The 14,044-nt window shown below is 71.1% G+C and carries 10 protein-coding genes; 5 read left to right on the top strand and 5 right to left on the bottom strand.

Annotated elements, in window-relative coordinates:
* Window positions 1-123: 123 nt before the first annotated feature.
* From ICN82_RS01520 to ICN82_RS01505, 4 genes are all read right to left on the bottom strand, one after another.
* On the bottom strand, window positions 124-2,667 hold the full coding sequence (locus ICN82_RS01520) for a putative PEP-binding protein (protein WP_193179071.1): 2,544 nt from the start codon (window positions 2,665-2,667) through the stop codon (window positions 124-126).
* 169 nt (window positions 2,668-2,836) lie between these two features.
* The gene (glyS, locus tag ICN82_RS01515) at window positions 2,837-4,915 is read right to left on the bottom strand and encodes a glycine--tRNA ligase subunit beta (protein WP_193179070.1); all 2,079 of its coding nucleotides are present in this window, start codon (window positions 4,913-4,915) and stop codon (window positions 2,837-2,839) included.
* Between the two features lie 71 nt (window positions 4,916-4,986).
* Window positions 4,987-6,207 (bottom strand): sodium/glutamate symporter, encoded by a 1,221-nt coding sequence (gene gltS, locus ICN82_RS01510; RefSeq protein WP_193179069.1) that lies wholly within the window; start codon window positions 6,205-6,207, stop codon window positions 4,987-4,989.
* Between the two features lie 5 nt (window positions 6,208-6,212).
* Window positions 6,213-6,731, bottom strand: a complete 519-nt coding sequence (locus ICN82_RS01505) for a DUF6446 family protein (RefSeq protein WP_193179068.1) — start codon at window positions 6,729-6,731, stop codon at window positions 6,213-6,215.
* A 252-nt stretch (window positions 6,732-6,983) separates the two neighbouring features.
* Between ICN82_RS01505 and ICN82_RS01500 the strand changes: the two genes are divergently transcribed.
* The gene (locus tag ICN82_RS01500) at window positions 6,984-9,164 is read left to right on the top strand and encodes a primosomal protein N' (RefSeq protein WP_193179067.1); all 2,181 of its coding nucleotides are present in this window, start codon (window positions 6,984-6,986) and stop codon (window positions 9,162-9,164) included.
* 251 nt (window positions 9,165-9,415) lie between these two features.
* Here ICN82_RS01500 and ICN82_RS01495 read toward each other — a convergent pair whose 3' ends face one another.
* Window positions 9,416-10,336, bottom strand: coding sequence for a glycine--tRNA ligase subunit alpha (locus ICN82_RS01495; RefSeq protein WP_193179066.1), 921 nt, complete (start codon window positions 10,334-10,336; stop codon window positions 9,416-9,418).
* Window positions 10,337-10,584: 248 nt separating this feature from the next.
* On the opposite strand from ICN82_RS01495, the gene ICN82_RS01490 reads away from it, so the two are divergent.
* From ICN82_RS01490 to ICN82_RS01475, 4 genes are all read left to right on the top strand, one after another.
* Window positions 10,585-11,142, top strand: a complete 558-nt coding sequence (locus ICN82_RS01490; RefSeq protein ID WP_193179065.1) for a hypothetical protein — start codon at window positions 10,585-10,587, stop codon at window positions 11,140-11,142.
* Between the two features lie 172 nt (window positions 11,143-11,314).
* Window positions 11,315-12,328, top strand: a complete 1,014-nt coding sequence (locus tag ICN82_RS01485) for an FUSC family protein (protein WP_193179064.1) — start codon at window positions 11,315-11,317, stop codon at window positions 12,326-12,328.
* Window positions 12,329-12,380: 52 nt separating this feature from the next.
* Window positions 12,381-13,364, top strand: a complete 984-nt coding sequence (locus ICN82_RS01480; protein ID WP_193179063.1) for a serine hydrolase domain-containing protein — start codon at window positions 12,381-12,383, stop codon at window positions 13,362-13,364.
* Window positions 13,365-13,420: 56 nt separating this feature from the next.
* Window positions 13,421-14,044 (top strand): hypothetical protein (locus ICN82_RS01475; RefSeq protein WP_193179062.1); only part of this gene is annotated, 624 nt, incomplete at its 3' end.

The following is a 14,044-nucleotide window of genomic DNA, read 5'->3' as shown; positions in this document are numbered from 1 at the left end:
CCGATGCATTCCGCCCTTGCAACCCCGGGGCACAGCCATGCAGCAAACGCCCTGTGTCGCCAAGGCCACAGGTCGGGTTTCGGCAGATTTACGCCGAGTGAAGGGATTCCGGCAGGGATTCCGTCAACTTCCGCGTGCCAGGACCGCATGGGCCGCGGCCAGGCGGGCGACCGGCACCCGGAAGGGCGAACAGGAAACGTAATCGAATCCGCAATCGCGGGCGAAGGCGATCGAATCGGCGGTGCCGCCATGTTCGCCGCAGATCGACAGGACGATTCGCCCATTCGCGCGGCGGCCGCGCTCCGCGCCGATGCGCAGAAGCTCCCCCACCCCCTCCTTGTCCAGGACATGGAACGGATCCTCGCGGAACACGCCCTGATGGACATAGGTCTGCATGAAGCGCCCCGCATCGTCGCGCGACAGCCCGTAGGTCATCTGGGTCAGGTCATTGGTGCCGAAGCTCATGAAGGCGCAGAGCTCGGCGATGGCATGGGCCTTCAGCGCGGCGCGCGGCGTCTCCACCATCACGCCGAGCCGGTAGGAGACCGCCGCATCGCGCCCGGCGCGCAGCCGCGCCGCGACCTGCTCGATCCGGCTCTGCAGGATCTCCACCTCGCGCTGCGCCGAGACCAGCGGCAGCATGATCTCGGGCACGACCTGCGTCCCGGCCTCTCCCAGCGCGATCACCGCCTCGAAGATCGCCTGCACCTGCATCTCGTAGATTTCCGGCACGGTGATCCCCAGCCGCACGCCGCGCAGCCCCAGCATCGGGTTGAACTCGGTCATGGAATCGATGCGCGCCTGCACGTCCGAGACGGGGCGGCCCAGGGCATTGGCCAGGTCCACCACCCCCTGGCGGTCGGAGGGCAGGAATTCGTGCAGCGGCGGGTCGAACAGCCGGATGCAGACCGGCAGCCCCTCCATGATCTCGAAGAGCCGGGTGAAATCCTCGCGCTGCATCGGCAGGAGCTGGCGCAGCGCATCGGCGCGGTCCTCCGGCGCATCGGCGAAGATCATCTCGCGCATCACCGTCAGGCGGTCATCGTCGAAGAACATGTGCTCGGTCCGGCACAGGCCGATCCCCTCGGCGCGGAAGGTGCGGGCGATGCGGGCATCCTCGGGCGTGTCGGCATTGACCCGCACGCCGATGTCGCGGATCTCGTCCGCCCAGCCCAAAAGCGTCTGGAACGCCTCGCCCAGCGACGGTTCCAGCATCTCGGCCGCGCCCTCCAGGACCTCCCCGGCCGAGCCGTCCAGCGTCACGACCTCGCCCTCGCGCAGGATGCGGCCATCCGCCAGGCGCATCTCGCGGGCGCGGCGGTCGATGGCGATGCGCCCCGCGCCCACCACGCAGGGCACGCCCAGCCCGCGGGCGATCACCGCGGCATGGCTGGACATGCCGCCCTTGGCGGTCAGCACGCCGCGCGCGGCATGCATCCCGCGCACGTCATCGGGCGAGGTCTCGCGCTTGACAAGGATGCAGGCCTCGCCCTGCGCCGCCAGCGCCTGCGCGCGGGTGGAGGAAAAGACCAGCCGCCCCACCGCGGCACCGGGGCTGGCCGCGATCCCCCCGGCCAGGACCGCACGGGGCGCGGCAGGATCGACCTGCCAGTGCATCAGCTCGTTGAGCGAGCGCGGCGGCACCCGAAGCAGCGCCTCCTCGCGCGGGATGATGCGGTCCCGGGCCAGGGCGACGACGATCTCGACATTGGCGCGCGCCGTGCGCGGCACCCGCACCGCGTCGATCACCGCCAGTTCGCCCTCCTGGATGACGAATTCGATCTGCATCTCCTCGCGCAGCCGCGCCCGCGCCAGGTCGCCCAGCCCGACGAGCCGGTCGAAGATCTCCGGGGCCAGCTCCTCCAGCGACGGGCCGCGCGGGTCGCGCGTGAGGTAGAGCGCGGCATGTTTCAGCGCCAGCGCGTCGCGGCCCTGGGCCTGGCTCATGTAGCGCCCGGTGATCTGGCCGCGGCCGGTGGTGGGATCGACGAACTGCATCACCCCCGCGCCGCTTTCATCCGCGCCGACGCCAAGCGCCATGCGCTGCACAACGAGGCCCAGCCCCGCCTCCTCGGGCGCGCCGCGCGCCTTGCGCAGGAGCCGGGCCGATGTGCCTTCCCAGGCCCGCGCCATCGAGCGCAGCACCCCCGCCAGCTGCTCGGCCGGGTGCTGCGGGAAGGGCTCGTCCGTCTCGCTCTCGAAAATCCGCAGCGCCTCGGCAACGTCCGAGCGCCCCGGGCGCGGCACCCGCGGGAACAGCTCCGCATCGAGATGGGCGACCTGCACGGCATAGGTGTGGATGAAACGCAGATAGATGGCATTGGCCGCATCCTCGCCGCGGCGCTGGACCATCACCGCGTGGCGCCGGTCGGTCATGCCGATATTGAGGATCGCCCCCGGCCCGCCCCAGTCGGTGCCCTCCGCCGAGGGCCGCACCGACACCAGCGGCGCCTCGCCGAAGAAATCGAGGATCGCCGCGACATCGGTCATCTTGCCCTGGGCGATGCGGCGGACGGTCTCGAAGCTCAGCGCGACGGTGGTCGGCACCGGCATGTCCAGCCGGATCAGCCGCTGCAGGCACTTGGCGCGGCCGCCATGCTGGCCGACCGAGATGGTCGCCGTGCGGGTGATCTCGGTGAAGGCCTTGAAGGTCAGCTGTTTCAGCACGGGTCGCGTCCTCTGTCCTGCCGCCGGGGCCGAGGCTACACCGCGTGCCGCCCCGCGCCAAGCGCCGCGGCACCGCGATCGGGGCCGGACCCGGCCGCCGCTGCACCGGGAGGCCCGAAGCCGGGGCGGTCCGGCCAGCGCGTCTCGGAGCCGGCGCGCAAGCGGCCTGTCACAGGACCGGCGCGCCGCGCTCCCCGGCCAGGCGGCCCAGATCCGCCACCTGGCTGCAGGTCGTGCGGATCACGTGCAGCAGGTTCAGCCGGTTGCGCCGGACGACCTGGTTGTCGCTATTGACCTGCACCGCCTCGAAGAACGCGTCGATCGGGGCGCGCAGGGCGGCCATGCCCCGCATGGCCGCCGCGAAATCCTCGGCCTCGATGGCCGAGGAGATCGCCCGTCCCTCGCCCTCCAGCGCCGCGAACAGGGCCCGCTCCTCTTCCGTCTCCGCCAGCTTCACGTCGGGTCCGAAGGAATACTCCACCCCGTCCGCCGCCTCGGCCTGGGCGAGGATGTTGTTGGCGCGCTTGAAGCCCTGCACCAGATTGCCGCCATCGGCGGTCTTCAGGAAGCCTTCCAGCGCCTCCGCGCGCTTCACCAGCAGCGCGATGTCATCCGCCCCGGGCATCGCCAGGCAGGCATCGATCACGTCATGGGGGATGCCCTTGTCGCGCAGGTAGACCTTCAGCCGGTCATGGAAGAAGGACAGCAGGTCGGCGGCATCCGCCGCCCCGTTCGCCCGCGCGAAGACCTCCGCCAGCGAACAGCGCACCCCGTTCTCCAGCAGCAGCCGGATCACGCCAAGCGCGGCGCGGCGCAGCGCGAAGGGGTCCTTGGACCCGGTGGGCTTCTCGTCGATCGCCCAGAACCCGGTCAGCGTATCGATCTTGTCGGCCAGCGCCACCGCCACCGACAAGGGCGCGGAGGGCACCGCATCCGACGGGCCCAGCGGCTGGTAATGCTCTGCCGCGACGGCGGCGACCTCTGCGGGATGGCCCGCCGCCTCGATATAGTAGCGGCCCATCACCCCCTGCAGCTCGGGGAATTCATAGACCATCTCCGACGACAGATCCGCCTTGGCCAGCCTTGCGGCCGTCTCCGCCTGATCCGCATCGGCGCCCAGCAGCGGCGCGATCTCGCACGCCAGCGCGGCGATCCGGCCGATCCGCCCGGCCTGGCTGCCCAGCTTGTTGTGGAAGGTCACCTGGCCCAGCGAGTCCAGCCAGTCGCCCATCCCCGCCTTGGCCACGCGCAGGTCGTTTTCCCAGAAGAATTTCGCATCCGACAGCCGCGCCGACAGCACCTTCTGGTTGCCGCGCAGGATCTCGGCGCCGCCGTCGCGGGTCTCGCGGTTGGCGACGGTGACAAAGCGCAGGATCCGCCCCGTCGCCGGGTCCTTCACCGAGAAGAATTTCTGGTGCTCCTTCATCGAGGTCTTCAGCACCTCGGGCGGCAGGTCCAGGAAGGTCTCGCCGATCTCGCCCATCAGCACGACCGGCCATTCCACCAGGCCCGACACCTCCACCAAGAGCCCGTGATCCTCCACGACCTCCAGCCCGCAGGCGAAGGCCTGGTTGGTGGCATCCGCCCAGATATGCGAGGCGCGGTCATCGGCATCCAGGACCACGTGACGGCGCGACAGCGCGGCGGCGTAATCGTCGAAGCTGCCCACGCGGAACCGGCCCGGCGCCATGAAGCGGTGGCCCTCGGTCGTGTCGCCCGAGACGATCCCGCCGATCTCCAGCGGCACGATCTCGTGGCCCGCCTCGTCATGAAGGATGCACAGGATCGAATGCAGCGGCCGCACCCAGCGCAGATCGCCCGTGCCCCAGCGCATGGATTTCGGCCAGGGGAATTTCTGGATCGCCTCCGCCAGGACCTCGGCGACGATCTCCGCCGCCTTGCGGCCGGGCTTTTCGAAGGTGGCGTAATAGACCTGCCCCTTCTTCTCGTCGCGGATCTCCAGCTGGTCCAGCGTCAGCCCGGTGGCGCGCAGGAATCCCTCGACCGCCTTCTCGGGCGCGCCGACCTTGGGGCCCTTGCGTTCCTCGGTCAGGGTCGGGCTTTCCGCCAGCAGACCCTGCACGGTCAGCGCCAGGCGGCGCGGCGTGGCGAAGGCGCCCGCCCCCGCATAGGTCAGCCCGGCCTCGACCAGCCCGTTCGTGACAAGCGTCCTGAGGTCTTCGCCCGCCTTCGTCTGCATCCGCGCCGGGATTTCTTCGGAAAAGAGTTCGATCAGCAGGTCGGGCATCGGAAAAGGTCTCTGCGTCTGGTCAGGGTCCCGCGGGCGATACCAGCCGCGGGCGGGGAATGGCAAGCGCCTCAGAGACCCAGCGAGAGCTGGATCACCAGCGCATTGGCGAGATCGACGAAGAAGGCCGAGACCAGCGGAAGCACGATGAAGGCCAGCGGCGCGGGGCCATAGCGCTGGGTCACCGCCGTCATGTTGGCGATGGCGGTGGGCGTGGCGCCCAGCGAGAAGCCCGCGAACCCCGCCGCGACGACCGCCGCGAAATAGTCTCGCCCCATGGCGCGGAACACCACCAGCAGGATGAAGCCCGCCGCCGCCGCCGATTGCAGCACGATCCCCAGCGCCAGCACCCCGGCATGCGCGGCCAGCGTCCACAGTTCCATCGACATCAGCGACATCGACAGGAAAACCGACAGGCTGAATTCCCGGATCAGCTCCATGGCGGGAGTTCCGGCGGGCCACTCGATCCGCGGCAGCAGGCGCGGCACGGTGTTCGACAAGGCGATGCCGCTCAGCAGGCAGGGCACGAAGAGCGGCAGCATCACCCCCAGTTCCGTCAGCGCCCCGTGCAGCGCCGTGCCGAGGCCCACGGCGATGTTGATCCACAGGATCGCGCGCAGGAAATCGCCGTTGCTGACGCGGCCCGGGGCATGGCCCTCCGCCGAGACGGCCGCCGCGGCAAATGAGGCCGGATCCGCGCCGGGGATCGCCAGGCGGTGGCGGTCGATCAGGAACCGGGCCATCGGTCCGCCCAGAACGCTTGCCGCGATCAGCCCCAGCGTGGCCATCGCGATGCCCAGTTCCGCCGCGCCGGGCACGCCATGGGTCTGCTGCACCACCGGCCCCCAGGCGATCGCCGTGCCATGCCCGCCGATCAGCGACGCGGTCCCCAGCATCGTCCCGGCCTGCGGTGGCAGGCCGAAGGCCAGCGCGGCGAGGATGCCGATCCCCGCCTGCACCACCATGTAGCCCAGCGTCAGCGCCAGCATCACCGCCAGGACGGGGCCGCCGCGCACCAGGTCCGACAGCCGCGCCGACAGCCCGACCGTGGTGAAGAAATAGACCAGCAGGAAATCCCGCGCCGCGAGGTCCCAGGCCACCTCCCGCCCGGTCAGCATCACCACCGCCCAGGCGATCGCCGCTGCCAGCAGACCGCCCGAAACCGGTTCCGGGATCGACCAGGCCCGCAGGAACGGCACCAGCGCGGTCAGGCGCACCCCCGCGAAATAGACCACGATGGCGATGGTGAAGGCGGCGAAGCCGCCGATCAGGATGGGGTCGGCTGCGTCCATGACCGTCACTCCTCAGGAGGCGGCGGACAGCCCTCGGGGGCGGGTTCCCCGTCGAAGACCGTCTCGCCGCAGGGATTGATCTGATGCCAGGCATAGCCCTGCCCGCCCTGCGTCACCGCGACCACCCGGTCGATGCCGTAGCGGATGTCGCGCTCGCCCAGGAAGGCGGTGGCGGTGCCATCCTCCAGCGCCGCGCCGATCGCCGCGGCATCGAAGCAGGAGAACCAGCCCGGCGCGGTCAGCGGCTCCGCCGCGGGATAGGCCTCGTAGCGCGCGCGCAGCTCCGCCAGCGGGACCGGGGTCTCGAAACAGGCGCGGAAGCGGATGGGCGAGGAGGCGGCATCGATCGCCTCGACCGCCGCCGCAGGCAGCGGCCCGGCCTCGCCCGATCGCGGGGTCAGGCGGATCTCCAGCTGCGCCGCCGGGACCGGGTCGTAATAGTAGTAGACCTGCAGATAGTACATCGCGGCGCCTGCCGCCGCCGCGGCGCCGACGATCATCCCGGCGATCCATTTTCCCTGCATGGCTGCCCTCCTGCCCGCCTCCCCTGATACCCCGCCCTCCGCCGCCCGCCAAAGACCGAATGGCCGCAGCCCCCGTGGCGCCGCCCGGCCGGGCGGGGCAGCGCCGGACCCGCCGCGACGCGCGCCGCCCCGCAGGATGACACCATCGCCCCGCCCGCAGCGGGACCGCCATCCCGCCTGCGCCCTTGCCCTTGCCCCGCTTCCTCCGCTACGGCTCGGGCCTGACATCCGAGACCGGCAGGATACCCCCCCTTGTTCCCCGCAGGCACGCGCATCTCCGTCCTCACCACCCAGCCGCTGGACCGGCTTCTGGACTACAAGGCGCCCGAAGGCGGCTGCCGCACCGGGGATTTCCTCGAAGTGCCCCTGGGCCCGCGCAAGATCCTGGGCGTGGTCTGGGGCGAGGGCGACGGCACGTTCGAGGCCGCCAAGCTGCGCGCCGCCTACCGGGTCCTCGACGTGCCGCCGATGCGCGAGGAGATGCAGCAATTCCTGGTGCGCGCCGCCGATTACACGCTGACCCCCTGGCCCGCGATGCTGCGGCTTGCCGCCCGCGCCCCGGGGCTCAGCGACCCGCCCTCGATGAAGACCCTGCTGCTGCGCGGATCCGAGACGCCGTCGCGAATGACCGATGCGCGGGCCCGAGTGCTCGACGCGCTGGAGGCCTTCGACGGCCAGCCGGTGACGCTGAAGGAGCTGACCGACGAGGCGGGCGTCACCGCCTCGGTGGTCAAGGGGCTGGTCCAGCAGGGGGTCGTGGCCGAGATCGAGGCGCCGCGCGACACGCCCTATCCCGCCCTCGACCCGTCGCTGCCCGGCAAGGCGCTGACCGGCGACCAGCGCGCGGCGGCAGAACATCTGGCCGAGGCGATCCGCGCGGGCGCCTATGGCACGACGCTGCTGAAGGGCGTCACCGGCTCGGGCAAGACCGAGGTCTACCTGGAGGCCGTCGCCGCCTGCCTCGCCGCGGGTCGGCAGGCGCTGGTGCTTCTGCCGGAAATCGCGCTGACCGCGGAATTCCTGACCCGGGTGGAGGCGCGCTTCGGCGCGAAGCCGGCCGAATGGCATCACGGCGTGACCATGACCGAACGCCGCCGCTGCTGGCGCATGGTGGCCGAGGGGGGCGCGCAGATGGTGATCGGCGCGCGCTCGGCGCTGTTCCTGCCCTTCCGCGATCTGGGGCTGATCGTCGTCGACGAGGAACACGACACCTCCTACAAGCAGGAGGACGGGGTGCTGTACAATGCCCGCGACATGGCGGTGCTGCGCGCCTCGCTATGTGCGGCGCAGGTGGTGCTGGCCTCGGCCACGCCCTCGCTGGAAAGCTGGTCCAATGCCGAGGCGGGCAAGTATCGCAGGCTGGACCTGTCCTCGCGCTTCGGCCCCTCGGTCCTGCCCGAGATGCGCGCCATCGACATGCGCCGCGAGGAGCTGCCCGCGACCCGCTGGATCTCGCCCACGCTCCAGCGCGCGGCCGAGGCGCGGCTCCAAAAGGGCGAACAGGTGCTGTTCTTCCTCAACCGCCGCGGCTATGCGCCGGTCACCGTCTGCCGTGCCTGCGGCGACCAGATCGGCTGTCCCGATTGCGATGCGCGGCTGGTGGAGCACCGGTTCCAGAACCGCCTGGTCTGCCATCAATGCGGATTGTCCATCCCCACGCCGAAAGCCTGCCCCAAATGCGGCGCCGAGGACCGGCTGGCCCCTGTCGGCCCCGGGGTGGAGCGGCTGGCCGAGGAGGCGCAGGAGCTGTTTCCCGAGGCCCGGCTGGCGGTGCTGTCCTCGGACCTCTTCGCCTCGGCGCGCGATCTGAAGGCGCGGATCGAGGAGATCGCCGCGGGCGATGCCGACCTGATCATCGGCACGCAGCTGGTCTCCAAGGGCCACAATTTTCCCAACCTGACGCTGGTCGGGGTGATCGATGCCGATCTGGGGCTGAAAGGGTCCGACCTGCGCGCCGCCGAACGCACCTTCCAGCAGATGCGCCAGGTGGCGGGCCGCGCCGGGCGCGCCGAGAAGCCGGGGCTGGCGCTGCTGCAATCCTACGAGCCGGACCACCCGGTGATCCGCGCGATCCTCTCGGGCGACGAGGAGGCGTTCTGGCGCGCCGAGGCCGAGGGACGGCGGATGCTGGCCATGCCGCCCTATGGCCGGATGGCGGGGATCGTGCTGAGTTCGCCCGACCTGGCGCAGGCTTTCGGCTTCGGCCAGGCGCTGGCGCGCGGCGCGGGCCCGCTGAAGGAGATCGGCGCCGAGGTCTACGGCCCCGCCCCCGCCCCCATCGCGCGGATCCGCGGGCGCCACCGGGTCAGGCTGCTGGTCAAGGCGGGCAAGACCGCGCCCCTGCAGCCTGCGCTGCGCGCCTGGCTGGCGCAGTTCCGCCCGCCTGCCAATCTGCGCCTCTCCGTCGATATCGACCCGCAGAGCTTCTTCTGATCCCGCCTGCCATGTTTCTGCCGCGAAATGACCCCGGCCCCGCCGCCGGGACACCCTGCACCTGCCACGGGGCACCGGCATAACGGTCTCATCGCAACGACGCGATGCCAGAGGTCCCGGGGCCGCGCATCAACAGCCCCCACACCGCAACGCCCCGGGACCTCCAAACCTCCCCCTGACAGATGAGCGCAAGACGGGCCCGCCCCGGTCGCCGCGCGCGGCGGAAGCGGACCGGACCCCGCCCGGAAGGTTCAGGCGGCGTAGCCGCCCGCCTCGGTCTGCACGAAGGCATCGGCGCACATCTTCGCCAGCGCGCGGACCCGGCCGATATAGGCCTGCCGTTCGGTGACCGAGATCACGCCCCGCGCATCCAGCAGGTTGAACAGGTGGCTGGCCTTGATGCACTGGTCATAGGCGGGATGGGCCATGACGATGCGCCGCCCGGTCTTGGGATCGTCGAAGGGCGCTTCCAGGATCGCCCGGCACTCGGCCTCGGCATCCTCGAAATGCTGCAGCAGCTTTTCCGTGTCCGCCTGGTCGAAGTTGAAGCGGCTGTACTCGCCTTCGGTCTGGCGGAACACGTCGCCATAGGTCAGGGGCTGCGGGCTGGAGGGATCGTTGAACGGCATGTCCATCACGTGGTCGATGTTCAGCACATACATCGCCAGACGTTCCAGCCCGTAGGTCAGCTCGCCCGAGACGGGGCGGCAGTCATGGCCGCCGACCTGCTGGAAATAGGTGAACTGGCTGACTTCCATGCCGTCGCACCAGACTTCCCAGCCCAGGCCCCAGGCGCCCAGCGTCGGGCTTTCCCAGTCATCCTCGACGAAGCGGATGTCGTGCAGGTCCATCTCGATGCCGATCGCCTCGAGGCTTCCCAGATACAGCTCCTGCAGGTTCGCGGGCGACGGCTTTATCAGCACCTGGTACTGGTAGTAATGCTGCAGCCGGTTGGGGTTCTCGCCATAGCGGCCGTCGGTCGGGCGGCGCGAGGGCTGGACATAGGCCGCGGCCCAGGGGTTCGAGCCGAGGGCGCGCAGCGTGGTCGCCGGGTGGAAGGTCCCCGCGCCCACCTCCATGTCATAGGGTTGCAGCACCGCGCAGCCCTGCCGCGCCCAATAGGCCTGGAGGCGCATCAGGATGTCCTGGAAACAGGTGGGGCGGTCGGTCATGGCGGGCCTCGTGCTGGCCGTCCCGGAGCGGGCGGCGCGCGCCGACGCGATCCGGACGGGCGGAATTGCGGGTCTTGGTCGCTGGCGGTCTAGGAAAACCGCGCGCAAGGGTCAATACGCAAGCCCGGCCGCCCCCTGCCCGCAGCCCTGCGACTGTGAGATTCAGCATAGGCAGCCGCATCCGAATTCGTCATCCTGAATATGTTGTCGCGGCATCGGGGCCGCGCCGCAACCCGGAGGATCGGAACATGGGATGGCATCACGGCGTCCAGGCGCCCGACGGAAACACCTATAGCTGGTACGAGCAAGACAGGGATAACAGCTGTGCCTGCGCCTGCATCGCGATGATGGCGAAGGCGATGCAGAACAGGACCCTGGATGAACAGGTGATCCGCAGCTGGTGCGGCAGGGCGGAGGGCGCGGTCAACAAGTCCAAGGAGGGGGTGCGCGACTATGACAATATCGGCACGCAGCTCGATATCATCGGCACCGTCCTGTCCGAATATCTGCGCGTGACCACCCTGCCGCTCGCCAATGACGCAGGCATCCTGCGCATCCTGCGCCAGGCGCGCCCGGCAAAGCCGGTCCTGACGGGCGTCTACTGGTACACCCAGACGCCGGGCCAGCCGCCCGTCTGGCTGGGCGGGCATGCCGTTCTGGCAATGAATTTCGCGAATAACCGCGTAACCTTCCTCGATCCCGGCTATGGGGTCTATATGGTCGACGAGGGCGACCTGAACGCCTACGAGATCAATTACGGCAACGGCCTCTCGACGGGCGTGATAGGCGCCGTGCGCGGCCACTGAGCCCCGCAGCCGCCGCGAGGAGGCTGCCGCGGCCCGCGGGGCGCCGCCCGGCCGCCTGCGGCTGCGCGGCATCCGCCGGGACCTGGGGGCGATCACGTTCCCTTGAGCCCCGCTTCCCTGCGCCGCATCGCGGGTCTAGGCGGGGGCGGGCATCCGTTCCGGAGTATACCGCGTGTTTCCGTCCAGTTTCCGCCTGCCTTCCGACCTGATCCCGGACCTGCCGCGCGCCGCGAGGCTGTTCCTCGCCGCCTTCGGCGCGCTGGCGCTGGCCCATGCGCTGGGGCTGGCCAACCCGTACTGGGCGGCGATGCCGGTCTGGGTCGTCGTCCAGCCCTGGCGCGAGGACATCCTGATCCGCGGGGCGCTGCGGCTGCTGGGCACGGCGATCGGCGCGGCGATCGGGCTGGGGGCGCTGGTGGTGACCGGCGATCCGGTGATTCATGTCGCGGTGCTGGGGCTGACCGCCTTTGCCGGGGTGGCGCTGGCCTACTGGATCGGCACGATCTATTCCTACGGCGCGATGATGGCGGCGATGACCTGCGCGGTGGTGATGCTGCCCGCGCTGGCCGTGCATGCCGATCCGCTGGAGCTGGCCGTGGACCGGGTCTGGTGCACGCTGATCGGGGTCTGTGCCGTCACGCTGACCAGCCTGGCCTTCACCCCCGCGCGCGAGACGCCGCATCCCTTCCGCTTTGAGCATCATACCCTGTCCATGGCATTGCGGCGCGGGGCGCTGGCGGGCCTGTGTGCCGCCGCCGGGATCACCGTCCTTCTGGCCACGGGCAGCATCATCGCGATGGCCGGTGCGCTGTCGCTCTGCGTCTTCTCGGCGATCATGGGATCCATGGCCGATCCCGCGCCGGTGCTGCGCAACCTCTTGCCCGGCGCGGCGCTGGGGGTGCTGGCCGGGATCGCCTGGCGCTTCGGCGGCGATGCGATGGGGCTCGGCAGCGGCGGCATGCTGCTGCTGGCGGGGCTGTTCATCGGCATCGGCGCGCTGATCCGGGCGACCCCGCGCATCGCGCCGCTGGGGCTGGACGGCAACATGATCTTCCTGCTCTCGGCCGAGGTCGGCACCACCGGCCATGGCCATGCCGCGCATCTGGCGGGCGCGGCCGCGCTGCTTGCCGGGGCCGGCTTCATGGTGCTGGTCTATCGCCTGCTGCGGGCGCGCGGCCTGGTCTGAGCTCACCGGCTCGTGACTCGCCCGGAGCCGGGGCGGACGCCATGATCGGCCCATGCTCACCCGCCGCGCCTGCCTCGCCCTGCCCGCCCTGATCGCCGCTTCGCGGCTTGCCGCCCAGAGCCCCTGGGATGCCGTCTCCGCCCGCGCCGCGCAGATGGACCAGCTTCATTCCGTGATGGTCGCGCAGGAGGGGCGCATCGTCCTCGCCCGGCGGGTCCGCGGCCCGGCGCTCGATCGTCCTGCCAACGTGAAATCCGTCTCCAAGACGCTTGTCGCCACGCTGGCCGGCACCGCGATCGACCGCGGCGAGATCCCGGGACTGGACGCGACCATCGGCGCGCTGGCCCCCGGGCTGGTGCCGCCGCGCGCCGATCCCCGGGTGCCGCGCCTGACGGTGGAGAACCTGATCACCATGCAGGCCGGGCTGGAACGGACCTCGGGCGCGAATTACGGCGCCTGGGTCTCCTCGCCGGACTGGGTGGCCGACGCGCTGAGCCGGCCCTTCGTGGCCGAGCCGGGCGCCTGCATGCTCTATTCCACCGGCAGCTACCACGTGCTGGGCGCCATCCTGGCGGAGGTGACGGGCGAGTCGCTGCTGGAACTCGCGCGCAACCGGCTGGGCCGCCCGCTGGACATGCCCTTCGCCCCCTGGGTGGCCGATCCGCAGGGCTATTACCTGGGCGGCAATGACATGGCCACCTCGCCCGAAGGCCTGCTGCGCTTTGCCGAGGCGATCCGGCAGGGCGGCGGCGATGTCGTGTCGCGCCGCTGGGTCGAGGACAGTTTCCGCCCCCGCACCCGGTCGCCCTATTCGGGGCTGGATTACGGGCTGGGCTGGTTCCTCGGCCGCCCCGGCGGCACCCGGCTGGCGCTGGCGCGCGGCTATGGCGGGCAGATCGCGGCCACCGCCCCGGATCTGGGCCTGTCGCTGGTCATCACCTCCGATCCCACGCGCCCGGCCCGCAGCCAGGGCTATTTCGGCGATCTCATGGCTCTGATCGAACAGGCGATCCTGCCCGCCGCCCGCGCCGCTTGACGCTGCCCGGGCCTGCGGGCAGGGTCCGCGCGCCAAGCCCGGAGGACCCTGCCGCCATGACCACCGATCACGACGAGGCGCTCCGCCGCATCCGCGAGGCGGCCCGCTCCGGCGCCACCGAGCTGAGCCTCTTCGGCCTGGCCGGGCTCGCCCGCCTGCCGGAGGAGATCGCCGGGCTCGCGGCGCTGCGGTCGCTCGATCTCGGCCGGACCGGCATCGCGGATATCGCGCCGCTGGCGGCGCTGCCGGGGCTGCAGATCGTGCAGCTCGTCGGCACCCCGGCCCTGCAGGCCATCCAGGACCTGCAGCCGCTGATGGATGCACGCGACCTGGCCGTCCATTTCCGCGACCATCCGCCTGCTCAGGCCCCCGATCCCGCCCCGGCCCCCTTCACCCTGCGCGGCGCCACCGCGCGGCTCGACACGACGCGCATCGCCGAATGGGAGGCCGCGCATCTGGATATCGGCGAGGCGGCGCTGGCGCGGATCGGCGCGGCGCTGCTGGCCGAGAGCTTCGCCCCCGGCACCCGGCGCCTCGTGCCCGGCCTGCCGCTTTTCCTCGGCACGCGGGAGGGGATGGAGCTGCTGTTTCTCGCCGGACGCGACGGCGCCGGGGCGCCGCGGCTCACGCTGGGCGGGCTGGCCCGTCCCGGCGGCAGCCCCGTCGCCGCGCCGGAGGGC

This window comes from Mangrovicoccus algicola, from assembly GCF_014903745.1.
GTDB lineage: Bacteria > Pseudomonadota > Alphaproteobacteria > Rhodobacterales > Rhodobacteraceae > Mangrovicoccus > Mangrovicoccus algicola.
Note: the sequence above shows the minus strand (reverse complement) of the source record. Positions and strands in the feature narration are given on the sequence as shown.